The sequence below is a fragment of the Bradyrhizobium sp. genome (assembly GCF_030693485.1).
In the GTDB taxonomy this organism is placed as follows: domain Bacteria; phylum Pseudomonadota; class Alphaproteobacteria; order Rhizobiales; family Xanthobacteraceae; genus Bradyrhizobium.
Genome location: NZ_JAUYAN010000342.1, coordinates 1 through 25,131, shown reverse-complemented (window position 1 = coordinate 25,131; position 25,131 = coordinate 1). Strand labels below are relative to the sequence as shown.

Sequence of the window (25,131 nt, the reverse complement as noted above, 5' to 3'; positions counted from 1 at the left end):
TCCCGCCCCATCCGCTTGAAACCGGATTCTCCGGTGGTATCCTCACCGGTCATTGTTGCGTTTTGGAGTATCCCATGGCCCCTCGCGCCAACTGGAAAGGCTTTTTGCGCCTTTCGCTCGTGACCTGCCCGGTCGCCCTGTATCCGGCGACGTCGGACACCGAGAAGGTCAGTTTCAACCAGATCAACCGCAAGACCGGCCACCGCATCAAATATGCCAAGGTCGATGCCGATACCGGCGAGGAAGTCGCCGCCGAAGACATCATGAAGGGCTACAAGGTCGACACCGACACCTACATCGAGGTGTCGAAGGACGAACTCGATGATATCGCGCTGGAGTCGACCCGCACCATCGAGATCGACGAGTTCGTTCCCAAAACGGACATCGACAACCGCTATTTGATCCGACCCTATTATCTCGTGCCCGACGGCAAGGTCGGCCATGACGCTTTCGCCGTCATCCGCGAGACCATCCGCAGCATGAACAAGGTTGCGATCGGCCGGCTGGTGCTGACCAACCGCGAACACATCATCGCGCTGGAGCCGCTCGACAAGGGCCTGATGGGCACCCTGCTGCGCTATCCCTACGAGGTGCGCAGCGAGAAGGAATATTTCGAGGATATCCAGGATGTGAAAATCACCAGGGACATGCTGGATCTGGCCCGGCATATCGTCGAGCAGAAATCCGGCTCGTTCGAACCCGGCCGGTTCGAGGACCGCTATGAGTCCGCGCTGATCGAACTGATCAATCAAAAGCGCAACGGCCTGCCCATCGCAAAGGCCGCGCCGAAATCGAGCGGCAACGTCATCAACCTGATGGACGCGCTGAAGCGCAGCCTCGCCGGCGAGAAACAATCCGCCCCGTCCGCCGCAAAGGTGACGGAGAAGGCCACCGACAAGGCCAAGGGCAAGAAGCCGCGCAAGGCCGCCGCCGGCCAGCGCGAGATGCTGCTGCCGATATCGGGCAGCGGCAAGCGCGCAACCAGGCAGCAGCCGAAGCAGGATACGAAGAAGGCCGAGAAACCGGCGCGCGCGCCGCTGCGGTCGAAAAAGGCCGGCTAGATGCGCACGCGCTCACCGCGGCGCGTAATCGCGACAGGCCGGCAAGTGATGGCGACGTTGCAGCCGCCGCTTGCCTGAGATGCCGTGGTCGACGCCATTCGAGGAGCCGATCCGCTTGCGCGGCGGCGCCACGCTGATCACGCTGCAGCACGCCGCCGATCATGTCATGCAGATGCCGAAAGACGTTCAGCAGCAGGAGTGCTGGCAGATTGCGGTGGAGAATTTGATCAATGCCGCCGAGATCGGCGGCGGCTGGCTGATGTTCGCGCGGATCGCGATGTTGCGGGCGCTGAACGGGGATGGCGACGGCCGGTGAAACTGCCGCGCCCGTCCCCGTCGCCGAAACTCCGGCGCTACTTCAGCGATGAATTCACCGAGGTGAAGCTGCCATTGAGCGTGGTGCCGATGCCGTTGACCGCGGCGATGATCACGAAAGCGATTCCGCTCGCGATCAGGCAATATTCGATGGCGGTAGCGCCGGACTGGTCACTGATGAATCTTGAAAAGAGCGGTCGCATCCAGAACTCCTGTCGACGCGCCACGGGTTCGTCCCGTGCAAATATCAGGTGGAACCTAAACTGGATTGGTTGACGGCCCATTGAGGAACAGGCTGAACCATCGATTAAGGCCGAGCTCGATAGTTTACGGATCGGCCGGGAGCCGCGACAAGCGGCCTGCAAACGGCGCTCGCACCGGTATTCATACGGGACCTAAAATTTACGTTTGGTTGCGCGCCTGGCTCGCATGGTCGCCCCGTGGAGTGAGCAAGAATGCCGGCCCAGCAGCGGGACTCGAAAAAGAACTATATCGGGATCGTGAACGACGGCGTCGCGGAGCAGCGCGCCATCGGGTCACTTGCGAAATCCGGCAATTTCGTGAGGGATTATTTCCTTGCGTTGATGGCGGCCGTGCTGAAACGGCGACGCGGGACGAGAAGCTGACCTTGCTTCTCGCCCCGTCTCGCCTCACTTCACGGCATTATTAAAGCATCGACGTCCGCGATCAGAAATTGCGCTGGGCGCGCAGCTGCAGCAGAACCGTGTTCTGGTCCTTGAACTCGTAGAGGGCCGTCGGCTTGGGCGCGGTGGCGGTAAACACCGAACTGCCCGACATTTTCTGATCGAGGTGGAACCACATGACTTCCGCCGAGAACGTCAGGTTCTTGACCGGAGTCCAGCGGGTGACCGCGCCGAGCTGAGAGACGTTGAAGTCCGGATTGCAGGTGTAGTTGCCGGCCTGGTTTCCAACGGCTGCCTGACCCGGGTGACTGGCGGCGAAGGCGGCGCAATAGGCTCCCTTGGCCGTGGTGGTCCCGAGCCCGTTGATGTTGTCGTTGGCGCCACCGTCATAACGAATGGCGGAGTAGCTTCCGAACAGGGCCGTCGACCAGTAGGGATCCCAGTTGTGGTTGAACGCGCCGCGAATACCCCAGGCCGTCGTGAGCTTGAGACCGCCGGTGCCGGCGGCGCCGGGAAAATAAACGGCGTCGGTGGTCGCGCCAAAGCCGACGCTCTGGTAACCGAAGCCGCTGCCGCCGAACATCGCGAAGTTTGGTGAGGTGCCGGAGGTCGAGATCACCTGCTTGGTGCTGCCCTTGGCGTAGCTGACGTCGATCTTGATATCGTCGCCCTTGCCGGTCGGAATGTTCTTGATCTGCAGCGCGGCCATCACCGAACCGCCCCACTTGCTGTCGGGGTGGCCGCTGATTTCGGAAAGGTTGTTCGGCACCGCGCCGGCCGCCAGGGTGTTGTAGGACGCGTTCACGAGATGCGCCTTGCCCGAGAGCTGGAACAGGCCCCAGGCCTGATCGATGCGGATTCTGCCGACGATGTCGGGAGCAAATGAGCCGCCATAGGCGCTCGTTCCGGTTCCGTTGGCGCCGATCGCGCTGGGGATTCCCAGATTATAGACGGACGTGCGGTTCCACACCGTCGGATCGTCGAGACCGAAGCTGCCGGAAACGCCGTTGCCGAACTCCTGGGTGTACTGGATGTTGTTGACGCCGGTATCGGTCGTGTGACCGCCGAGCAGGTTCGAATCGATGTTGCCCGGAGTACCCTGCCAGGGCGTCGCATAGGCCGAGGCAGACTTGCCGAAGGTGAAGCCGGCGAACTGGATGAAAAGGAATTCGACCGCGACGTAGCCGCCACCCGCGCTTGAAAGCAGGGAGCTGCTGAGGCCGGTCGTCTGGCTGCCGACCGAACCCGCCGGGTTGGTGTTTCCGAAATTGTTGAACTGGAAGTCACCCTGACCAAAGGTACGGACCACGCCGTATTCGGTGGCGGTACGTGTATCGACCGTCAGCGCCATGCGCGAACGGGAGCTGAAGTAATCGCGAAAACGGTTCTGCTGACCGAGATCGCCGCTCCAGGACGGGGTTCCGTGCGCCCCGCCGTTGAAGGTGGTGTCGACACGCAGATAGCCGCCGAGCTTGATGCAGGTATCGGTGCCGGGGGTGAAGTAGAAGCCGGCGCCGTAGAGCGAGCAGATCCGGACATACTCGACCGCCTTGGCCTTGACCGGAAGATCGGCTGCCTGGGCCGCGCCCATGGCGAGAAAGCTCGCCGCCGATCCGAGGATGAGTTTTCGGTAGATCGTCATTCTTGTTCTCCGGTGTGAACGCTTGCATTGCATGGTTTCGATACATGCAAGCGAGTAGCGCAGAGTTCATCAGGGAGAATGACAGCGCGGTGACGCGAACCAGTTTCGGCACGCCTGTGTTCTTTGCGCAACGCACCGAGGCGTCCGCGGCGGCGTCAGATGGCCGCATTGTTCAACATTCATGCGCCAGGAAAAATTCCGGGCAAAGTCCGTTCGTGTCATCAAGGCAATATATTTGCCGCGATAGCGGCGGGTCTCGCCATCGCGACAAGTCCGGATTCGATCGTGGCGGGTCCGTGATCAGAAATTGCGCTGGGCGCGAACCTGCAGCAGAACCGTGTTCTGGTCCTTGAACTCGTAGAGGGCCGTCGGCTTCGGCGCGGTGGCGGTAAACACCGAACTGCCCGACATTTTCTGATCGAGGTGGAACCACTGCGCTTCGGCCGAGAAGGTCAGGTTCTTCACCGGGATCCATCGGGTGATCAGGCCGAGCTGCGAAACATTGAAGTCGGGATTGCAGCTGTAGTTGCCGGCCTGGTTGCCAACGGCGGCCTGGCCCGGATGACTGGCGGCAAAGGCCGCGCAATAGGCGCCCTTGGCAGTGGTGGCTCCGAGCCCGTTGATGTTGTCGTTGGCGCCGCCGTCGTATCGTACACTGGAGTAGCTGCCGAACAGGCTGCTCGACCAGTTCGGATTCCAGTTGTGGCTGAAGGCGCCGCGGACGCCCCAGGCCGTCGTCAGCTGGATGCCGCCGGTGCCCGCCGCGCCCGGGAAATAGACGCCGTCCGTGGTCGCCCCGAAGCCGACGCTCTGATAGGCAAAGCCGCTATTGCCGAACGTCGAGAAGCTCGGCGAGCCGCCGCTGGTGGCGATCACGTTCTTGGTGTGGCCCCTGGCGTAGGACACATCGAGCTTGATGTCGTCGCCCTTGCCGGTCGGGAGGTTCCTGATCTGCAACGCCGCCATCACCGAACCGCCCCACTTGCTGTCGGGATGACCGTTGATCTCGGAAAGGTTGTTCGGCGCCGCGCCGGCTGCCAGCGTGTTGTAGGAACCACTGACCTCGTGCGCCGCGGCCGAGAACTGCAACACGCCCCAGGCCTGGTCGACGCGGATGTTGCCGACGATGTCGGGCGCGTGCATGCCGGCATAGGCGTTCGAGCCGGTACCGTTGACGCCGATCGCGGCCGGGATGCTCAAATTATAAACGGCCGTGCGGGTCCAGACCGTGGGATCATCAAGACCGATGCTGGCGGACACGCCGTTGCCGAACTGCGCGGTGTACTGGATGTTGTTGAGGCCGGTATCGGTATTGTTGCCGCCGAGCAGGTTCGCACTGATGTTGCCCGGGAAACCATTCCACGGCGTCGAATAGGCCGAAGAGGACTTGCCGAAGGTGAATCCGGCGAACTGGATGAAGAGATACTCGACCGCGACATAGCCGCCGCCCGCGGTGGACAGCAGGGCGCTGCCGAGTCCCGCGGTCTGGGTGCCGACCGAACCTGCCGGGTTGGTGTTGCCGAAATTCTGAAACTGGAAATTGCCGTGGCCGAAGGTGCGGACCACGCCGTATTCGGTGGCGGTGCGGGTATCGACCGTCAAGGCCATGCGCGAACGGGAAAGGAAGTAATCGCGAAAACGGTTCTGCTGGCCGAGATCGCCGTTCCAGGCCGGCGCACCGTGCGCGCCACCGTTGAAAGTGGTGTCGGCGCGCAGATAGCCCCCGAGCTTAATGCAGGTATCGGTGCCCGGGATATAGAAGAAGCCGGCGCCGTAGAGCGAGCAGATCCGGACATACTCTACCGCCTTGGCCTTGACCGGAAGGTCCGCCGCCTGCGCGCCGCCGGTGAGAAGCAGCGCCGCCGCCGAGCCGAGGATGAGGTTCTTGGTAGCCATGGGAGCTCCCCGAATCGCGCATTCATGCAGATGCATATGTCTTACGCTAACTAGCCCAAAAATCGCCGGGGGCAATGACAAGGCCGTGATAGGATGGCATTTGAGCGGTTGCTGTGGTCTTTGCGCCACGTCCGGCAAAATACGGGTTCCGCATTCGCGCGAATAATATTCTTCGCGGGTGAGATGCGTTCGCCGTAATCATGATTTGGGTCAATCGTCCTCACCCACCCCGGACATATGTTTCCAAAGGCTCCCTCTGGCCCGGCCTCGTCACATGAACTCCGTCGATAACTCTCGCACAGCCCTGAAGATTCGAAGCGTCAATCTGGACACGGGGCGCGAGAACGTCGTGGTCATTTCGAGGCAGTCAACGGCCCTGCGCCCGGAAATCTTCCGCGGCTTCAGCCGGGTCGAACTGCGCCGGAATTCGAGGGTTTTGCTGGCCACCCTTCTCATCACCGACGACGACGCCCTGGTCGGCCCGGACGAGATCGGTCTTTCCGAACCGGCTTTCCGGCGCTTCGCTGAACCTGTCGGCAGCCTGGTGACGGTGACCCCCGCTGCGCCGCCGGAAAGCCTCGAAGCGGTACGTGGGAAAATTCGGGGCCGCACCATGAGCGCTTCCGAAATATCGGCTGTCGTCAATGATCTGACCCACTACCGGTACTCCGACATGGAGATTGCGGCGTTCCTGATCTCTTCCGCCAGCTTCATGACCAGCGATGAACTCATCGCCCTCACCGCCGCGATGGCGCAGGCCGGAACGCAACTGAAGTGGACCAATCCGATCGTGGTCGACAAGCATTGCATCGGCGGAATTCCCGGCAACCGAACCTCCATGATCGTGGTGCCGATCGTGGCGGCGCACGGCCTCACCATCCCCAAGACCTCCTCGCGCGCCATTACGTCCCCGGCGGGCACGGCGGACACGATGGAAGTATTGGCGCGCGTCAATGTCGGCGTCGACGAGATGAAGGCCATCGTCGCGGCCTGCAACGGCTGCCTGATCTGGGGCGGACACGTCAACCTGTCGCCGGCCGACGACATCCTGATTTCGGTGGAACGCCCGCTCAGCCTCGACACCCGCGAGCAAATGGTCGCATCGATCATGTCGAAGAAGCTCGCGGCGGGTTCGACCCACCTCCTGATCGACCTGCCGGTCGGCCCGACGGCCAAGCTCACCAACGGCATGGAGGCGATGCGGCTACGCAAACTGTTCGAATTCGTCGGCGACCGCTTCGGCATCTCGGTGGAGGTGATCACGACCGACGGCAGCCAGCCGATCGGCAGCGGCATCGGCCCGGTGCTCGAAGCCCGCGACGTCATGGCCGTGCTGACGAACGATCCCGCCGCGCCGGTGGACTTGCGTGAGAAGTCGCTGCGGCTTGCCGCCCATTTGCTGGAATATGATCCGAACCTGCGGGGCGGCGCCGGCTATGCGCGCGCCCGCGAATTGCTCGACAGCGGGGCCGCGTCGAGACAGATGCAGAAGATCATCGAGGCGCAGGGCCCCTCGGACTGTCGCGACGATCTGGGGAATCTGACGTTCGATGTGACGGCCGGCAGCGACGGCTTCGTCTCCGGCATCGACTGCCTGCGGCTCAACCGGCTGGCGCGGATCGCCGGCGCGCCGCTCGACAAGGGGGCCGGCATCCGGCTATTCAAGAAAATCGGCGACCGTGTCGAGCGCGGCGAACCGCTCTACCGGGTCTATGCCTTCGATCGGTCGGAGCACGATCTGACGGCAGCCGGCGCGAAGAGCGATACCGGCTACGCGATCGACAAACAGCGCTCGCTTCCCGGCACGGCACCGTGACCGGGGTGGCCATCCAGAGCCTGCCGACCGGTGCCGACGATGCCAGGCGGCTGGCGGCGCTGCTTGGCCTTCCACTCCGGGAAATCGCTTTGCACGACTTTCCCGACGGGGAAATGCGCGTGACAATCGGTCCGGCTGCATCGACCACGATTATCTATGCCTCGCTCGACCGCCCCAACGACAAGCTGCTCGCTATCCTGTTCGCGGCGGAGGCGATGCGGCGCGCGGGCGCAAGGCGGCTCGTTCTGCTCGCGCCCTATCTCTGTTACATGCGGCAGGACACCGCCTTTCATGACGGCGAAGCGATCAGCCAGAAGGCCGTCGGCCGGCTGATCGCGGGAATGGTGGACCGCGTCATCACGGTCGATGCCCATCTTCATCGCACCACCGATATCAGAGCGGTGTTTCCCGGCATCGAGGCCGAAAACCTCTCCGCCATGCCGGCCATCGCCGATGCGATGCGCAGCACCGGAATTGATCCCGCCACTGTCGCGATCGGCCCCGACGCGGAGTCACGCCCCTGGGTGAGCGATCTCGCAGGCCGGCTCGGGCTCGCGCATACGGTCGCGCAAAAAATCCGCCGCGGCGATCGCGCCGTCGAAATCGGATTTGCCGAGGCCGCACTGCTCGCCGGCCGGCCGGTGCTGCTGGTCGATGATATCGTCTCGTCGGGAGGCACCTTGATCGCCTGTGCAAAGGCGCTCAAGGCGGCCGGCGCGACCACCATCGACGCCGTCATGACCCACGCCTTGTTTGCACCCGAAACGGCAAACGCCTTTGCCGACGCCGGCATACGCTCCGTCCGCTCGACCTCCAGCGTGCCGCACCCCAGCAACGCGATCCCGCTCGATGAAATCCTTGCGACCGCCCTGCGCCGCGAGTTGGACGACCGAAACTTCCCGGAGAAAACCCCATGAGTGTGACCGTTCGATTCTGCGGCGCGGCGCGCACCGTGACCGGCTCCTGCTACCTCGTCGAAACGCCGGCCGGCCGCTTTCTGATCGACTGCGGCCTGTTCCAGGGGCAAAAGACCCTGAAGGAACTGAACTACCGGGTGTTCCCGTTCCGGCCCGCCGACATCGATACCGTGTTGCTGACGCATGCGCATATCGACCATAGCGGACTGCTGCCGAAACTGGTGCACGAAGGTTTTGAAGGCAGAATTCTGGCGACGCGCGGAACGATCGACCTGTGTTCCTGGATGTTGCCGGATTCCGGAGGCATTCAGGAGTCGGAGGTCGCGTTCCTCAACCGCCGCAACACGGCGCGCGGGCGGCCGGAGGTCACGCCGATCTATACCCAGGCCGATGCCAAGGCCGCGCTACAGTCGTTCCAGCCGGTCGAGTACGAGAAATGGGTCGACGTGATCCCGGGCGTGCGCGCACGCTACTGGAATGCCGGGCATCTGCTCGGCTCGGCTTCGATCGAAATCGAGTTCGACGGTGCCGGCTCCGGCGGAAAAAAGCTGCGCCTGCTGGCCTCGGGCGATGTCGGCCCCGATGCGAAACTGCTGCAGCCTGATCCGAGGGCGCCAACGGGCTTCGACTATGTGATTTCGGAGGCGACCTATGGCGACAGGCTGCGTGCCGCGACGACGCCGGAACAGCGCCGTCAGCGGCTGGCATCCGAGGTACGCGACGCCGCAACTTCACGAGGCGCCCTGCTCGTTCCCGCCTTTGCCGTCGAACGCACCCAGGAACTGATCGTCGATCTGATCGACCTGATGGAACGCGGCGAAATACCGGCCGCGCCGATATTTCTCGATTCGCCGCTGGCGATCCACGCCACCGAGGTTTTCCGGGATCACGCCGAAAGCCTCGATCCTGACATCGACGTCAATCGCCTGTTCAACTCGCCGCATCTGCGCTTCACCGAAACCGTCGATGAAAGCAAGGCGATCGCCAAGCTGACCGGCTTTCACATCATCATCGCGGCAAGCGGCATGTGCGACGCCGGCCGCATCCGGCATCACCTGAAGCGCTGGCTATGGAGCAACCGCGCCACCGTCCTGCTGGTCGGTTTTCAGGCCCATGGCACCCTCGGCCGGTTCCTCCAGGACGGTGCCAAGGCGGTCCGGATCCAGGGCGACGAGATCAAGGTCGCGGCCCGTATCCGCATGATCGACGAGTATTCGGGTCATGCCGACGGCACCGAGATGGCGCGATGGATCGCGGCACGCCGCCCGATTCATCGGGGCGTGTTCCTCGTTCATGGCGAAGAGGAAGCGATCGCCGGGCTGGCCGGGCGCCTTGCGGAGCGGATCGTTCCGGCGGCCAAACTGTTTCAGCCGCTGCTCGACGACATCTACGAACTCTCGACGCCGGAGCCCGCGCTGCTGGATGTGGCGCATCGTCGCCGGCTCGCGCCTGAAGCGGTCACGAATCTGGACTGGCACAACGACATGTCGACGCTCGTGCTTGATATCAACGACCGGATAACGGCTGCCGCCGACGACCGCGCCCGCGGCGTCATCATCAGGCGGCTGCGGCGCGCGCTGGAAGAAGCCGGCTGAAGCCGGCCCGACGGGGCAGATGCCGCCAGGTGCCGACGTGGTGCATATCAGGGCCTCGCGGGACAGCCCGCGCCCGCGCTTTACCGGACGCGGGATTCCTGTTCCAACTACCTGTCACAGGCCGAGCCCTCAACATCGGCCATTTCAAGGGGAGAGCACGGCATGAAGCTCGGCACCGCGATCGCAGAAATCATGAAGCGGGAGGGTATCGAGATCCTCTGCGGCTATCCGGTCAATCACCTGATCGAGCACGCCGCGGCAGCCGACATCCGCCCCGTGATGGTGCGGCAGGAACGCATCGGCATCCACATGGCGGACGCGATCTCCCGGGTCACCTCGGGGCATACCATCGGCGCGTTCTGCATGCAGCACGGCCCGGGCGCCGAAAACGCCATGGGCGGCGTGGCGCAATGCTACGGCGAATCGGTACCCGTGCTGGTGCTGCCGATGGGATACGCGCGGCGGCTGGCCCACATCGATCCGAACTTCAATTCCAGCCAGGCGATGCGGGCGTTCTCAAAATCGTCCGAACCGATCAACATCGCCGCCGAAGTCTGCAACATTTTTCGCCGCGCCTTTACAAAGCTGAAGAACGGCCGTGGCGGACCGGTGATCGTGGAAATTCCCGCCGATATGTGGAACGAGGATGTGCCGGAGCCGCTGAACTACACCCCGGTACTGCGCACCCGCTACGGCGCCGATCCGGTGCACATCAAGGAAGCCGCCGCCGTGCTGGTAGCGGCGAAACGGTCGGTGATCTACGCCGGCCAGGGCGTGCATTACGCCCGGGCATGGCCGCAGCTGAAACGGCTCGCCGAACGGCTCGGCATTCCCGTCACCACCAGCCTCGGCGGCAAATCGTCGTTTCCGGAAGACCACCCGCTCTCGCTTGGCTCCGGCGGCCTGGCCGTGCCGCGCGCGGTGCCGAAATTCCTCGCCGAGGCCGACGTGATCTTCGGCATCGGCTGCTCCTTTACGGAGACCTCGTTCGGCATCGCCATGCCCAAGGGCAAGACCATCATCCATTCGACGCTCGACCCCGCGCATCTCAACAAGGACGTCGAGGCCCAGATCGGACTGGTCGGCGACGCCGGCCTCGTGCTCGACGCGCTGCTGGAAGAGATCAACAAGACCGTCACCACCGATCGCGACGCCAGCGCCGTCGCCGCCGAGATTGCGGCGTCGCATAAGGAGTGGCTGGCGAAGTGGCTGCCGAAGCTGACCCACAACGACGCCCCGCTCAATCCCTACCGCGTGCTGTGGGATCTGCAGCATACCGTCGACATCAGGAACACCATCATCACCCATGATGCCGGCAGTCCGCGCGACCAGCTCTCGCCGTTCTGGAAGGCGGTCGAGCCGCTGTCCTATATCGGCTGGGGCAAGACCACCCAGCTCGGTTACGGTTTGGGCCTCGCCATGGGCGCCAAACTGGCAAAGCCCGACAAACTCTGCATCAACGTCTGGGGTGACGCCGCGATCGGTTTTACCGGCATGGATTTCGAGACCGCGGTGCGCGAGCGAATCCCGATCATGTCGATCCTGCTGAACAATTTCAGCATGGCGATCGAATTGAAGGTGATGCCGATCTCGACCGAAAAATATCGCTCGACCGACATCTCCGGCGACTACGCCGCAATGGCGCGGGCCTTCGGCGGCTATGGCGAGCGGATTACAAAACCGGAAGACATCATCCCCGCCATCCGGCGCGGCATCGCCAAGACCAGGGAAGGCATCCCGGTGCTGCTGGAGTTCATCACGTCAAAGGAGACCGAGGTGTCGCGGCCGGGAACGTGACCGGCGCTCGCCAAGGCATCTACTCCCATCCCTCCGCGAAGCGGCGGGGAGGGGTCGGGGGTGGGGGGTGCTTCCGCAAATTCGCCGCCAATCGAATGCGCTGATAGACCCCCCACCCCCGACCCCTCCCCGCCACGCGCAAGGGCGCGTGGAGGGAGGGGAGTAGAGCTAGAGCATCACCAAACGACAGGTCGCGAAGGATGAAGCATCGGGAGTAGAAATTGCTCTATGGTCCTGTACGGACATCGGTGCCGATACCGTCCAGATAGAGCGACAATTCGTTTACCCATTTGCGCGACACATCATTGTCGGCGCTCCCGGCGGCGTCCTCAAGGGCGGCGCCGATGTCGGTGATGGCCTGAAATCCATAGGAGCCTCCGGAACCCCGCATCTGGTGCCCCAGACTGGTGACGGTTTCGAAATCAACCCGATCCAGCGCGTCCCGCATCGTGATGACATTCCGCCGGCAGTTCTGCAAATAGGCGGGAATCCGATCGGTCAATTTTCGGTTCACGCGCAACAGCATCTGGTCCATCGGTCTATCTTCATGCGCTGATAACGTGAGTGCAACCACGGAGTGCTCCTTGATCGCTTGAAGCAGAACCTCTTGCTTGATTGGCTTCGTCAAGAAAGCCGTGCATCCCGCCGCCAGGCACTGCTCCCTGTCCCCCTTCAAGGCGGAAGCCGTCAATGCAATGATCGGTGTAGGCAGCCGGCCGTTCGCTCGTTCCCAGGCTCGAATGGTCCGCGTCGCCGTCAAGCCATCCATGACCGGCATTTGCCGATCCATCAGGACGAGGTCGTAGCGGCCGGCCTCAAACATTTTACAGGCGATGGCCCCGGTCCCGGCGATTTCGACCCGGTACGGTGTGTCATCGAGATAGGCCACTACGATCGTGCAATTGTCGGGAGAGTCCTCCACCAATAGAATTCGCAGCGCCGGCAGTGGCGGCTCGGGACCCGTGCCGACCGGAGCGACCGCTGGCCGATTGGCCGCCGCCCAGATCTCGATGGGCACGGTGAAAGCAAACACGCTGCCCTCGCCGACTTCGCTTTCGACCCAGATGCGCCCAGCCATCAGTTCCACCAGACGCTTCGAAATCGTGAGCCCCAGACCCGAGCCTCCGAACCTGCGCGTGGTGGATGAGTCGGCTTGCGTGAAGCGCTCAAACACCTGGTCCAATTTCTCGTCGGGAATGCCGATGCCGGTATCGGTGACGGTGAACCGCAATGCCGCCGGGATCGAAGAGTCCGCATCGCGGGTTACACACAGCGATACGCCGCCGAATTGCGTGAACTTGATGGCGTTGCCGATCAGGTTGAGCAGCACCTGCCGCAGCCGTGTCGGATCGCCAACCAGATCGGTGGGCACGTCCGGCGCGATCTCGCACACCAGCGTCAGCCCTTTTTCATGGGCCCGAGCCGCTACCATCTCTGTCACCTTCTCAAGGTGATCGTTCAACGAGAAGCCCGTTCGTTCCAGCTCGAGCTGCGAGGCTTCGACCTTGGAAAGATCGAGGATGTCGTTGATGAGATTCAACAGGTTGTCGCCTGCGCGGCGAAAGATTTGCACATACTTGTCTTGCTCGGGCGACAACGTGGTCTTCGCGAGCAGGTCCGCAATGCCCATGATCGAATTCATCGGCGTTCGGATCTCGTGACTCATGCTGGCCAGAAAATCCGATTTGGTCCGGCTCGCGCTCTCGGCAGCGGCCTTGGCCTGCTGCAATTCCGCCTCTACCCGCTTGCGCTCGGTGACGTCGCGGGCCGCGGCGAACACGCCCTGCAGGGTACGGTCGCGGTCATAAAAAGTGGTCGCGTTGTACGAAACCACCGTCTGCTTGCCGTCGCGGGCGCGCGCCGTCAGCTCATAGTCGGTGACCGATTTTTCACTCAGCACGCGCTTGATCCCGTCTTCGGCTCGCTCCGGATCGGTAAAGTACCCCTTGAACGGCGCGCCAATCAGCTCGTCACGCGTGCACCCGGTCAACGCCTCCATCTGCTTGTTGACGTCGGTGATGATGCCGGACGGATCGGTCGTCATGAGCGCATCGATGTTGGATTCGATCAGCGAGCGGGTGTAGAATTGCTGGTCGCGCAGGCGCTGATCCGATTTTTTCTGCTCGGCTTCGACCAGTTTGCGCGCGGTGTTGTCGGTGCCGATCAGGAGATATCCGATGATCGCGCCCTGCGCGTCGCGCAGCGCCGTGACCGAGACTACCGCCGGGAACCGGCTGCCGTCCTTGCGGATGTAGGTCAGCTCATAAATGTCTTCGATTTCGCGCGAGGCCTTGAACACCAGCGCCTCGAAGCCCGGTGTGATCGGCGTGCCGAGCTCGACGCTGAGCGCTGTGGCGCGCGCGATCAGCTCCAGCGGATCGGAAATGTCAGCCGGCGTGATCTTGTTCATCACGTCGGCCGCCGCGTAGCCGAGCATCCGCTGGGCACCGACGTTGAAGATCTGAATGACACCCTTGGCGTCGGTGGCGATGCTGGAGAAGTTGGCGCTGTTGAAAATCGCGCTCTGCAAGGCTCCCGCCGTGTGCAGCGCCTCCTCGGCCTGCTTGCGCGCGCTGTTGTCGGTGCCGATCAGCAGATAACCGATGATGGTGCCCTGGGCGTCGCGCAGCGCGGTGACCGATACAACCGCCGGGAACCGACTGCCATCCTTGCGGATATAGGTCAGCTCATAGATGTCCTCGATGCCGCGCGAGGCCTTGAACACCAGCGCCTCGAAGCCCGGCGTGATCGGGGTCGCGAACTCGGCGCTCAGCGCCCTGGCGCGCGCGATCAACTCCGGCGGATCGGAAATATCGGCTGGCGTGACCTTGTTCATGACGTCGGCGGCGGCATAACCAAGCATCCGTTCGGCGCCGACATTGAAGATCTGAATGACGCCCTTGGCGTCGGTGGCGATGCTGGAGAAATTGGCGCTGTTGAAGATCGCGCTCTGCAAGGCTCCCGCCTTCACCAGCGCTTCTTCCGCCTGCTGGCGTGCAGTGTTGTCGGTGCCGATCAGGAGATAACCGATGATGACATCCTGCGCATCGCGCAGTGCGGTGACCGACAATACCGCCCCGAACCGGCTGCCATCCTTGCGGATATAGGTCAGCTCATAGATATCCTCGATACCGCGCGAAGCCTTGAACACCAGCGCTTCGAATCCCGGCGTGATCGGGGTCGCAAACTCGACGCTGAGCGCCTTGGCGCGCGCGATCAGTTCGGCCGGATCGGAAATGTCAGCCGGCGTGATCTTGTTGGTCACCTCCGCGGCCGTGAAACCGAGCATCCGCTCGGCGCCGACGTTGAAGATCTGAATGACACCCCTGGCATCGGTGGCGATGCTGGAGAAATTGGCGCTGTTGAAGATCGCGCTCTGCAGCGCACCCGCCTTCAGCAGGACGTCTTCAGCCTGTTTCGGCACGGCGTCTCCAGTGCTCTCGGAGACGCCGATGCGTGTCCTCGTCCCGTCGTCTCCAGCGGTCAAGGTACTTCTCCCGATAATTTTTGCCTGGGGCAGCTCAGCGGATCAATGGCGCGCACTCAAAGCTGCCGGTGCGAGCAGCATTTCGACGGAGTTCTGAAGCTGAAATCGGGTGTAGGGCTTCTGCAGGAAGTGCGCGCCGTCGACAAACAACATCTTCATCTTGTCGTCAATGATATTGCCGGTCGTATAGAGCACCGGCAGATTCAACCGGAGCTTGATCGCCTGATCGGCAACCTCATACCCGCCGAGGACCGCTCTCTTGAGGTAGATATCGGTGAAAAGCGCATCGATCCGGCAGGATGACCGCAGCAGCGAAAGCGCCTCGTCAACGTCACTGGCCGAAAGGATGTCGTGACCAAAATCCTGAATCATCATCTCCGCGTCGTCGCGGAGAAAGCCATCGTCTTCGACGATAAGTATCACGGCCATGAAAACTGTTCCTGCCGTGACAACCAGAATCGCGACTATCGAACTCGTCCAGCCGTGACACGGCCATCGGAGCCCTTCCGAGCGCTATCAGGGCTAAGGCAGACGCGCGCGGAGGCAAAAGGTTCCCTCGACGGCAAAATAATTCCTGGTATCAGGATATTTATGAAATATCCATGTTACATCAATATCTTATGAAGATTCCTGGATGCGATCAGGTTGCGTATTGCAGGCCGGTCCGCTTTCATTGCATGGGGTTGTTTTCGCTTTTTTTGTCCAAGCTCCAGAGTGCGCCGCCGAAGCAAAGATTACGGCTTGAAAAATGCGGGATCGTTGAGCGCCTTGATCATGGTGTCCACCATGTCGGCGGCGGCGTGATCTTCGCGCTCTTCCAGCAGTTCCCACATCTTGCGCAGATTGGCGCGCAGCGGCGCCTTCAGCGAGGGATCGCGTTCGATCAGGGTCCGCGCGATGCAGAAGGCGATCCCCTCGGTGCCCATCTTGGTCTGTTCAATAGTGGTTTTGCTCATGACGAGCTCCTGTCGGGTTCCATGTTGGATTGCTGGGGCCGCTGTTAGATGAATTGCAGGCCGATAGATAGCCGCCGCGGCCCGCGCCTACTCTGCCAGGTCGGCCGGCACCGCGGCCGGCCCGGCCAGCGGCTTTTCTTCCATCAGGATCATGCACAGCAACGAGATCGCGATCAGCGCGGTGGCGGCTCCGAACACGTAACGGAACGCCACGACCATGTCGGCGGGGACAATCGAATTCACCGGACCGCGATGCTCGCCGAGGGAGACGTCGGCGCCGAGCGACATCAGCAGGATCGCGCTGAACGCCGCCACCATGAATGACGCCATCAGCGCGCGAAAGAAATTCATCGCGCCGGTGGCGGTGCCGACCTGGAACCGCATCACCGTATTCTGCACCGATACCACGCTGACCGGAAATACCGTGCCGAGCCCGAGCGCGTATACCGACAGCAACGCCAGCAGCCCCCACAGCGGCATCGTCACCAGCGTGAGCGCAATTCCCGCCAGCACCGCACACCCGGTTCCGACGATGGCCACCCGCTTGTAATGTTTCGCGCGCGCCATGGTCTTGCCCGCGATCGCGGCGCCGACGGTCGAAACCGCCGCCAGCGGAATCAGCGCCAGACCGGCCTCGCTGGCGCTGAGGCGATAGACCACTTCGTAATACAGCGGCAGATGCACGGTCAGCCCCAGCATCGCGCCCATCGCACAGCTGCCGGCCGCCATCGCATAGGGCACCACCGATCCGCCCAGCAGCGGCAGCGGCAGGAACGGTTCGGCGGCATGGCGGGCATGCCACACGAACGCCAGCGCGAATGCGATGGCAGCGCCTATCATCGCCATGATGACAGGCGACAGCCATTGATAGCGGTTGCCGCCCCAGGTCAGCACCAGCATGATCACGACGGCGGAAGCCATCAGCAGTACGCCGCCGAGCCAGTCGACCTTGCGCCTGCGGTGAAACACCGGGATCTTGCCCATCTTCGGCAGCAGCAGCGCCAGGGCGCCGAGTGCGAGCGGCACGTTGATCCAGAAGATCATCGACCAATGCAGGTGCTCGGCGAAGACGCCGCCGAGGATCGGCCCGCCGATGCCGCCGATCACCCATACGCCGCTGAAATAGGCCTGGTACTGGCCGCGTTCGCGCGGGCTCACCACGTCGGAAATCACGGTCTGCACGATCGGCATGATGCCGCCGCCGCCGAGCCCCTGCAGCGCGCGCGCCAGGATCAGCACCGTGATGTTCGGCGCCAGCGCGCACAGCACCGAGCCCGCGACGAACAGGCTGAGCGAGACGATGATCATGGCGCGGCGGCCGTAGATGTCGCTGAGCGTGCCGAACAAGGGCGCCACTGCGGTCGATGCCAGCAAATAGGCCGAGATCACCCAGGCCAGGCTGGAGACGTCATTGAACTGGCGGCCGATGGTCGGCAGCGCGGTGGCGACGATGGTCTGGTCGAGTGCGGCCAGAAACATCGTCAGCAGCAGGCTCATCAGGATGGTGCGGACTTCGCCTTGCGTCAGCGGCACCTGCGGCGCGATCGGCGGCGCATCGCGAAGTTCGATGACCTCGCCCGGCAATGGCGAGGCATCGCCGGCGGTGGTCTCGGGCAATGTCTTGATGTCAGCCGGGTGATGGCCCTGCCGTTCGAACTTGTTCATGAGGCCGTGTGTATCGGGGCGCGGCAGGCCGCGCGGAATCGCTGTATCTAACTAATGTAAGCGGATAATCGTGGCTGCGGCAGCGGGTTGCACGCATGGGTGCATCCCGCGAAGCGACAATCGCATCGCGCGGCCGGTCTATCCTGCACCAACTAGGTTTGCGGCCGCTTTTTCAGCCGGGCCCGCTTCGGCAACAGCGCCGGCCATTGCACGATGTGGTCCTCGAGGTCGGCGTCAGCGATCTCGTTCTCGGTTCCCTGCACCCGCCCGCGCACGGAGACGCCGGCTTCGTGCACGGTATCGGGGTCGCCCGAAATCAGCGGGTGCCACCAATAGAGATCGCGGCCCTCGGCCACCAGTTTGTAGCCGCAGCTCGGCGGCAGCCAGTTCAGGGTGCGGACGTTGTCCGGCGTCAGCCGGACGCAGTCCGGAACCTGGTCGGAGCGGTTCGCATAGTCCTTGCAGGCACATAGCCCGGCATCCAGCAGCTTGCAGGAGACGTGGGTGAAGTAGATCTTGCCGGTATCCTCGTCCTCGAGTTTTTCCAGGCAGCAGCGCGCACAGCCGTCACACAGGCTTTCCCATTCGGCGTTGGACATTTGCTCCAACGTCTTGGTTTTCCAAAAGAATCCCTCTTGTCCCGAGGGCGGCTTGAGCTGGGCGGTCATGATTCCCTGATTGGGCGGAGTGGGCTTGGACCCTTCTATAGCGTTTTCGCATCAAGTGGGTACCGCAAAGGTCCGACAGCGCGCAAAGCCGGCCGGCGCCGTTATCCCTGCTGTTCAAAATCGGCAGCCAGACCATTGGTTTGTGGCCCCCGCTCGGTTAGATAGGTGATGAGTCCCCGAGGGCGACAAAGCGCCTTGGGTTTGCCGCAACATTCCCGCATGACGTCTCGACGGTGCCCGGCCGGGCGCCTTCAAGCGATGCGAATTCACCTGGGGTCCCGGTGCGCCAGATCGTACCACCACACTGGAAGAAAAAGATCCGGCACTGGATGCTGGATCTGGATGCGCGCATCGACTCGACGCTGTTCTCTTCCGGCAAGGGCGCCCGTGAACTCTATGAGCGGTTCTCCACCTTCATGGACCGCTTCTATGTCGGCCGCTGGAAACGCTGGGTCATCATCGAACCGCTGTCGGAGGCTGCGACCATCGGGCTCGTTGGTCTGATCCTGATGCTGGCGCTGGCAGTGCCGGCGTTTCGCGAGACCGCCGACGACGACTGGCTGAAGAAATCCGATCTCGCGGTGTCGTTTCTCGACCGCTACGGCAACCCGATCGGCAACCGCGGCATCAAGCACAATGATTCGATTCCGCTGGAGGATTTTCCGGACCATCTTATCAAAGCGACACTCGCCACCGAGGACCGCCGCTTCTACGACCATTTCGGCATCGACCTCGCCGGCACCGGGCGCGCGCTCATGACCAACGCGCAGGCCGGCGGCGTCCGCCAGGGCGGATCGTCGATCACCCAGCAGCTGGCCAAGAACCTGTTCCTGAACAACGAGCGCACCATCGAGCGCAAGGTCAAGGAAGCCTTTCTGGCGATCTGGCTCGAGACCCGCCTCACCAAGAATGAAATTCTGAAGCTCTATCTCGACCGCGCCTATATGGGCGGCGGCACCTTCGGCGTCGATGGCGCCGCGCATTTCTACTTCAACAAGTCGGCGCGCGACGTCACTCTGGCGGAATCCGCGATGCTGGCCGGGCTGTTCAAGGCCCCGACCAAATACGCGCCGCATATCAACCTGCCCGCCGCCCGCGCCCGCGCCAATATCGTCCTGGACAACCTGGTCGATGCCAGCTTCATGACCGAGGGTCAGGTGTTCGGCGCGCGGCGCAACCCGGCCATGGCGGTCGATCGCCGCGACGAGAATTCGCCGAACTACTATCTCGACTGGGCATTCGAGGAGATGCGCCGTCTGGTCGCCACCTTCCCGAAATCCTACACCGAGCGCGTCTTCGTGGTCCGCACCTCGATCGACATGACGGTTCAGCGCGCCGCCGAGGCAACCGTGGAAAACCAGTTGCGCCAGTTCGGCCGCGACTATCATGCCACCCAGGCAGCCGTCGCAGTCGCCGATTTCGACGGCGGCGTGCGCGCCATGGTCGGCGGACGCGACTATGGCGCCAGCCAGTTCAACCGCGCGGTGGATGCGATGCGCCAGCCCGGCTCGTCGTTCAAGCCCTACGTCTACGCCACCGCGCTGATGAACGGCTACAAGCCGACCTCGATCGTGGTCGACGGTCCGGTTTGCATCGGCAACTGGTGTCCGCAGAACTACAGCCACTCCTATTCGGGACCGATGACGCTGACGCAGGCGATCACGCGTTCGGTCAACGTCATTCCGGTCAAACTGTCGATCGCGCTCGGCGGCAAGTCACCGAACCCGGCCAAGGCCGGCCGCGTCAAGATTACCGAGATGACGCGCAAGTTCGGCATCAAGGCGCCGCTGCCCGATACGCCGTCGATGCCGATCGGCTCCGACGAAGTTTCGGTGCTTGAACACGCGGTGGCCTATGCGACCTTCCCGAACAGGGGCAAGGCGCCGATCCCGCATGCGGTGCTGGAAGTGCGCACCGGCAGCGGCGATCTGGTCTGGCGCTTCGATCGCGACGGCAAAAAGCAGACGCAAGCCATTCCCGCCTCGGTAGCTGCCGACATGTCGGAAATGATGAGTCACGTCGTGAGTGAGGGCACGGCACGCCGCGCGATCATCGACGGCATTCCGACCGCCGGCAAGACCGGGACCACCAACGCCTATCGCGACGCCTGGTTTGTCGGTTTCACCGGAAACTTCACCTGCGCGGTCTGGTACGGCAATGACGACTATTCCCCGACCAACCGCATGACCGGCGGCTCGTTGCCGGCACAGACCTGGCGTGAAGTCATGGTGGCCGCTCACCAGGGCGTCGAGATCAAGGAAGTGCCGGGAATCGGCATGGGCCAGAAGCGGCCGCCGACGCCGCAGGCCGCTGCCGCAATGGCCGCGGGGACGCCGAAGATCATCGACACCAAGCCGGGACCGCCGCCGATCCTCACCAAGCGCGGCGCTGACATTCTGGTGCGCGTGGAAAAGATGCTCGACGAGGCCATCAAGACCGCGGGCAAGACCTCGTCCAGCGAGCCGCCGAAACCGGTGCGACCCTTGTCGTCCAGTTCGGTCGCATTCCCGGATAGCTTTGCCGCGGCAGCACCGGGCCAAGCCGCGGCGACAGCTCCGCCGCGCAAGAACTGACCGTGCGGCTGATCTTCATCACACTGCTGGCATTGATCCTCGCGACCGTCGTCGGCCTCGGCGCGACCTGGATGACGGCGACGCGCGGCACCGATCTCGGCACCCTGACGATCGGCGCCTGGACCGCCCGGCCCAAGACCGGCACCGCCGACGTCGACCCCTATTCGCGCGCCTCGATCGCCCGCAGCGGTGAACTGCCGGTCGGCACCGGCGACGGCGTCGCCTTCTCGGCGACCACGGACGACCGCAACAAGCCGCTCGACGGACGCTGCGACGTCGTGGTCAGCGGCGTCACCCCCGCGGCGCGGTTCTGGACGCTGACGCTCTACAACACCAAGGGACATCTGGTCGCCAATTCGCTGCAGCGCTATGGCTTCACCAGCCAGGAAATCATTCGCGGCGCCGATGGCGCCTTCGAGATCCGGGTGGCGTCGCGCTCGCGCGCCGGAAACTGGCTCCCCACCGGCGGCATCGAGCGTTACGCGCTGATGCTGCGGCTTTACGATACGCCGGTCGGCGTGGCGACGCGGACGCAGCGCGATGCGCCGATGCCCTCGATTGCGACGGTAGGCTGCCCATGATCCGCCTGTTGTTCACCGTCATCGCGGGCGTGCTGCTGGGTGCCGTCGTGCATCTCGTCAGCGTTCTGGCGTTGCCGCGGATCGCGACCCAGGACGCCTATTCACGCCTCACGCCCCTGACAAAACTCAATACCGTGACGGCGCTGCCGCCGGCGGAACCGAACAACGCCCCGCTGCCGTTCATGGATCCCGCCTTCGCGACCGCGGTCTGCCGCTACGATCTGTCGGGCGGACCGATCAAGCTCACGGTCCCGGTCAGCCAGGCCTACACCTCGGTGTCGTTCTATACCCGCAACGAAGTCGCCTATTACGCCATCAACGACCGGTCGGCCGGACGCAGGCTGATCGAACTCGATCTGATGACCGAGGCGCAGCACGCCGAATTGCCCGAGGACGAGGAAATTACCGCGGCCGACCGGCTGATCATCGACTCCCCGACCACGACCGGGCTGATCGTGCTGAAGGCGCTGGCGCCGGAGCCGGGCCTGATGATACAGGCGCAAGCCTCGCTCGCGGCTTCCAGCTGCAAGGTGCAGACCGAGCCGACGCCGGCGAAGCAGGAAGCGCCCGCGCCGCCTCCGCCGCCGCGGGCCAAGCGCTGATCTGATCGCGCTCCCTTCTAGGGACGCATGAACATGAAATCCGTGCCGGGATCGCAGTTGTCGGCGACAAAGCGGAGTTCCGACTGGACGTCGGAGACGCTTCTGTTTTCGAGGTACTTGGCGACAACGAGGCCAAGCAGCGACCGGCAGACGCTGTCGTGACCCATTCCGGCGGCTTCCGCTTCAGCGATAGCCGCCGCGAAATGACGCTTCGCGATCTCGGTTGCGGACATCCCGGTTTCCTTTTTTTTCTTCTGTCATCAAAGTCCCGGATCTCGTTTGATCTGCGTCAAACGCGCAGGCGCCGGTGCGAGCCTGCTGAACGGGCGCATTGCGCACGCATCCGCCGCCACCGCCGACACGACATCCCTCGATTTGTTGACTTGCCGGGCTGCGAAACTAGAGTTGACACCGCACCCGGAGACATGGATCGCATGACGTTGCCGATGAGCTGGAACGAATGGGCGCAGCACGACGGCGTAGCGCTGGCGGCGCGCGTCAGGAAGGGCGAACTGACGGCAAAAGAATTGGCAAGCCAGGCGGCCGCGGGCATCGCCAAGGTCGATCCGGCTCTGTCGGGCGTGGTCGAGATTTTTGAGGACGCCATCGCCGATCCCGCGAAAGACGGCGCCAACCTGTCGGGACCCTTTGCCGGCCTGCCGTTCCTGATGAAGGATCTGGGCCCGACGATGAAGGGCCGCTTGCAGGAAATGGGCTCGCTGCTGATGCGCGGCAACCGCGCCACCGCCGATACGTTCCTGACCGGGAAGATGCGCGCGGCCGGACTGAACCTGATCGGACGGACCACCACGCCGGAGTTCGGCGTTTGCAGCTCGGCCGACAATCCCGCCGTCTACGTCACCCGCAACCCGTGGAACACGGACTACACGACCTGCGGATCGTCAGCCGGCAGCGCCGCCATGGTCGCGGCGGGCGCAGTTCCGATCGCGCACTCAACGGATGGCGGCGGCTCGATCCGCATTCCGGCCGGGGTCAATGGCAATATCGGCCTCAAGGTTTCGCGGGGCGTGTTCTCGCTCGCACCGCACATGTCCGACTTGACCGGGCTGGTATCGATCCAGGGCTGCCAGTCGCGTTCGGTGCGCGATACCGCAGCCTTTGTGGATGCCTGCCGCGGTCCGGCCCCCGGCGAATTCATGCCGTTCTGGACCTCGCCGGAGCCTTATCAGGAATTGATCAAGCGTGACCCGGGACGGCTCAGGATCGCGCTGTCGCATCAGTGGGGCGACTACCGCGCGACGCCGGCGATTTCAGCCGAACTCGAACGCACCGGAAAATTCCTCGAAGGTCTCGGCCACCACATCGAGCACGCGCTACCCGCGATCGATTATCGCGCCGCCTTTGATGCCCAGACCACCTGCTACATCAGCAATTTCGCCGTCGTGATCGGCAACATGCTGGCGGCGCGCGGCCTCGACCGGCCGCCGGCCGATCTGGTCGAGCCGGTCAACATCCGGATCTGGGAAGCCGGCCGGCATACGACATTTGCGGAGCGGGCGCGCATGCAGGCGGTTTTCAACGCGACCACGCGCGGTTTCGGTGCGTTTTTCGAGGAGTGGGACATCATCCTGACGCCGATCACGGCGCTGCCGACACCGAAGGTCGGCACAACTGAATATCTGACGATATCGGACAATCCATCGGTGCTGGACTGGTTCGGCAATCTGTGGCGCAACTTCGCCTTCACGCCGCTGGCCAACCTCAGTGGCCTTCCGGCGATCTCGCTGCCGCTGGCGCAACATGAGAACGGGTTGCCGCTCGGCATTCAGGCCCAGGCCCGGCAGGCCAATGACGGCCTGCTGCTACAGCTGGCGGCACAGATCGAGCGGGCTGTCGGCGGGCAATGGAACGCCGGACGCACGCCCGGGGTGCACGTGACCAACGATTGAACGGCGATCGCGCCTTTTGCTCGCTTCGCAATATGGCGTAGAACGTCGGCATGTCCAAAGCGCCCATCATCACGCAGCTACCGTTTGAGCAACTCGCCGAAGCCATCAAGGCCAGCCGCTCCGTCTATGGTCACATCAGCGGGCTTCGGCTCGACCGCGCCGCGCCGGGCGAGGCCTGGTCGAGCCTGCCCTACCGCCCGGTCTTCGTCGGTGACACCGCGACCGGCGTCCTGCATGGCGGCGTCGTCACCGCCATGCTCGACGAGAGCTGCGGCATGGCGGTCCAGTTCGCGCTCGCCGGCACCAGCGCGATCGCCACGCTCGACCTGCGGATCGACTACCAGAAACCGGCGACGCCGGGCCTCGACATCAGGGCGCATTCGGTCTGCTATCGCGTTACCCGCTCGATCGCCTTCGTGCGCGCGACCGCCTACCAGGAATCCGAAGACGATCCCGTCGCCACCGCGACGGCCTGCTTCATGGTCGGCGCCAACCGGACCAACATGCTGAACCGGGCGATGGAGCAGCGCACGCTGCCGGTGCTGGAAGCGCCGGGGGACCCCGCAAGCCCGTTCGCCAACAGCCCGTTCGCGCGCTGCCTCGGTATCCGCATCGGCGAGGATGACACGCTGCTGATGCCGTTCTCGGCGAAAATCATCGGCAACCCGATCCTGCCTGCCATCCACGGCGGCATGACCGGCGCCTTCCTCGAAACCACCGCGATCGTCGGCGTGGCGCGTGAACTTGGTGTGTCGTCGCCGAAGCCGATCGGCCTCACCATCAATTACCTCCGTTCCGGCCGCGCCCTCGATAGCCACGCCAAAGTGTCGATCGTCAAGCAGGGCCGGCGCGTCGTCGCCTTCGAAGCGCAGGCGTGGCAGGACGATCCGGCCAAACCCATCGCCTCGGCGTTCGGGCATTTCCTGCTGAGGCAGGCGCCGGGCGTGGACGAGGAATAGGTCTGTGTCGACCGGATGGACCGTATCGCGACGGTGCTGGGTCGCCG

22 protein-coding genes are annotated in these 25,131 nt (G+C 63.5%); 13 read left to right on the top strand and 9 right to left on the bottom strand.

The annotated features are described in order from the left end of the window. The first annotated feature begins 74 nt into the window (after positions 1–74). On the top strand, positions 75–1,061 hold the full coding sequence (locus tag Q8N40_RS25435) for a Ku protein (protein WP_305713768.1): 987 nt from the start codon (positions 75–77) through the stop codon (positions 1,059–1,061). Positions 1,062–1,140: 79 nt separating this feature from the next. Further along, entirely contained in the window at positions 1,141–1,377 is a 237-nt protein-coding gene (locus Q8N40_RS25430) for a hypothetical protein (RefSeq protein ID WP_305713773.1), read from the top strand. A 37-nt stretch (positions 1,378–1,414) separates the two neighbouring features. Here the strand turns inward: Q8N40_RS25430 and Q8N40_RS25425 are convergent, their stop codons facing one another. After that, the gene (locus tag Q8N40_RS25425) at positions 1,415–1,579 is read right to left on the bottom strand and encodes a Flp family type IVb pilin (protein WP_305713767.1); all 165 of its coding nucleotides are present in this window, start codon (positions 1,577–1,579) and stop codon (positions 1,415–1,417) included. 252 nt (positions 1,580–1,831) lie between these two features. Here Q8N40_RS25425 and Q8N40_RS25420 point away from each other — a divergent pair, with 252 nt between their 5' ends. Continuing rightward, positions 1,832–2,002 (top strand): hypothetical protein, encoded by a 171-nt coding sequence (locus Q8N40_RS25420; RefSeq protein WP_305713766.1) that lies wholly within the window; start codon positions 1,832–1,834, stop codon positions 2,000–2,002. Between the two features lie 61 nt (positions 2,003–2,063). On the opposite strand, the gene Q8N40_RS25415 is transcribed toward Q8N40_RS25420, so the two are convergent. Then, positions 2,064–3,662, bottom strand: a complete 1,599-nt coding sequence (locus Q8N40_RS25415) for a porin (protein ID WP_305713765.1) — start codon at positions 3,660–3,662, stop codon at positions 2,064–2,066. A gap of 159 nt (positions 3,663–3,821) precedes the next feature. On the opposite strand from Q8N40_RS25415, the gene Q8N40_RS25410 reads away from it, so the two are divergent. Beyond that, positions 3,822–3,962: a hypothetical protein gene (locus tag Q8N40_RS25410; protein ID WP_305713764.1), complete on the top strand. Its 141-nt coding sequence runs from the start codon at positions 3,822–3,824 to the stop codon at positions 3,960–3,962. Here the strand turns inward: Q8N40_RS25410 and Q8N40_RS25405 are convergent, their stop codons facing one another. Next, positions 3,963–5,558, bottom strand: a complete 1,596-nt coding sequence (locus Q8N40_RS25405; protein ID WP_305713763.1) for a porin — start codon at positions 5,556–5,558, stop codon at positions 3,963–3,965. It abuts the gene before it with no gap. A 274-nt stretch (positions 5,559–5,832) separates the two neighbouring features. Here Q8N40_RS25405 and Q8N40_RS25400 point away from each other — a divergent pair, with 274 nt between their 5' ends. The 4 genes from Q8N40_RS25400 to Q8N40_RS25385 all read left to right on the top strand — a co-directional run bounded on the left by Q8N40_RS25400 (position 5,833) and on the right by Q8N40_RS25385 (position 11,683). Next, positions 5,833–7,374, top strand: coding sequence for a thymidine phosphorylase family protein (locus Q8N40_RS25400; RefSeq protein ID WP_305713762.1), 1,542 nt, complete (start codon positions 5,833–5,835; stop codon positions 7,372–7,374). Next, positions 7,371–8,291 carry a ribose-phosphate pyrophosphokinase gene (locus Q8N40_RS25395; RefSeq protein WP_305713761.1) on the top strand — a complete coding sequence of 307 codons (921 nt, stop codon included), beginning with the start codon at positions 7,371–7,373 and terminating at the stop codon, positions 8,289–8,291. Before Q8N40_RS25400 ends, Q8N40_RS25395 begins: the two co-directional genes overlap by 4 nt. Beyond that, positions 8,288–9,886, top strand: a complete 1,599-nt coding sequence (locus Q8N40_RS25390; RefSeq protein ID WP_305713760.1) for an MBL fold metallo-hydrolase RNA specificity domain-containing protein — start codon at positions 8,288–8,290, stop codon at positions 9,884–9,886. The genes Q8N40_RS25395 and Q8N40_RS25390 overlap by 4 nt, the downstream gene beginning before the upstream one ends. A gap of 141 nt (positions 9,887–10,027) precedes the next feature. Further along, positions 10,028–11,683: a thiamine pyrophosphate-requiring protein gene (locus Q8N40_RS25385; protein ID WP_305713772.1), complete on the top strand. Its 1,656-nt coding sequence runs from the start codon at positions 10,028–10,030 to the stop codon at positions 11,681–11,683. A gap of 226 nt (positions 11,684–11,909) precedes the next feature. Here Q8N40_RS25385 and Q8N40_RS25380 read toward each other — a convergent pair whose 3' ends face one another. The 5 genes from Q8N40_RS25380 to Q8N40_RS25360 all read right to left on the bottom strand — a co-directional run bounded on the left by Q8N40_RS25380 (position 11,910) and on the right by Q8N40_RS25360 (position 18,459). Further along, positions 11,910–15,170, bottom strand: a complete 3,261-nt coding sequence (locus Q8N40_RS25380; protein WP_305713759.1) for a PAS domain-containing sensor histidine kinase — start codon at positions 15,168–15,170, stop codon at positions 11,910–11,912. 42 nt (positions 15,171–15,212) lie between these two features. Beyond that, the gene (locus Q8N40_RS25375) at positions 15,213–15,599 is read right to left on the bottom strand and encodes a response regulator (protein WP_305318979.1); all 387 of its coding nucleotides are present in this window, start codon (positions 15,597–15,599) and stop codon (positions 15,213–15,215) included. Positions 15,600–15,904: 305 nt separating this feature from the next. Beyond that, entirely contained in the window at positions 15,905–16,126 is a 222-nt protein-coding gene (locus Q8N40_RS25370; RefSeq protein ID WP_305318980.1) for a hypothetical protein, read from the bottom strand. Between the two features lie 87 nt (positions 16,127–16,213). After that, a complete protein-coding gene (locus Q8N40_RS25365; protein ID WP_305713758.1) occupies positions 16,214–17,791 on the bottom strand; it encodes an MDR family MFS transporter in 1,578 nt (525 codons plus the stop codon). A gap of 152 nt (positions 17,792–17,943) precedes the next feature. After that, on the bottom strand, positions 17,944–18,459 hold the full coding sequence (locus Q8N40_RS25360; RefSeq protein WP_305318982.1) for a YcgN family cysteine cluster protein: 516 nt from the start codon (positions 18,457–18,459) through the stop codon (positions 17,944–17,946). Between the two features lie 281 nt (positions 18,460–18,740). Here Q8N40_RS25360 and Q8N40_RS25355 point away from each other — a divergent pair, with 281 nt between their 5' ends. The 3 genes from Q8N40_RS25355 to Q8N40_RS25345 are packed head-to-tail and all read left to right on the top strand — an operon-like array spanning position 18,741 to position 22,215. Then, positions 18,741–21,032 carry a transglycosylase domain-containing protein gene (locus tag Q8N40_RS25355; RefSeq protein WP_305713757.1) on the top strand — a complete coding sequence of 764 codons (2,292 nt, stop codon included), beginning with the start codon at positions 18,741–18,743 and terminating at the stop codon, positions 21,030–21,032. A 2-nt stretch (positions 21,033–21,034) separates the two neighbouring features. Further along, complete coding sequence (locus tag Q8N40_RS25350) at positions 21,035–21,613, top strand: DUF1214 domain-containing protein (RefSeq protein ID WP_305318984.1); 579 nt, start codon at positions 21,035–21,037, stop codon at positions 21,611–21,613. Then, complete coding sequence (locus tag Q8N40_RS25345; RefSeq protein ID WP_305713756.1) at positions 21,610–22,215, top strand: DUF1254 domain-containing protein; 606 nt, start codon at positions 21,610–21,612, stop codon at positions 22,213–22,215. Before Q8N40_RS25350 ends, Q8N40_RS25345 begins: the two co-directional genes overlap by 4 nt. Before the next feature lie 17 nt (positions 22,216–22,232). Here the strand turns inward: Q8N40_RS25345 and Q8N40_RS25340 are convergent, their stop codons facing one another. Next, positions 22,233–22,448, bottom strand: a complete 216-nt coding sequence (locus Q8N40_RS25340; protein ID WP_305318986.1) for a hypothetical protein — start codon at positions 22,446–22,448, stop codon at positions 22,233–22,235. 201 nt (positions 22,449–22,649) lie between these two features. Here Q8N40_RS25340 and Q8N40_RS25335 point away from each other — a divergent pair, with 201 nt between their 5' ends. Continuing rightward, on the top strand, positions 22,650–24,125 hold the full coding sequence (locus Q8N40_RS25335; protein ID WP_305713755.1) for an amidase: 1,476 nt from the start codon (positions 22,650–22,652) through the stop codon (positions 24,123–24,125). Positions 24,126–24,175: 50 nt separating this feature from the next. After that, entirely contained in the window at positions 24,176–25,084 is a 909-nt protein-coding gene (locus tag Q8N40_RS25330; protein WP_305713754.1) for a hotdog domain-containing protein, read from the top strand. Positions 25,085–25,131 lie beyond the last annotated feature (47 nt).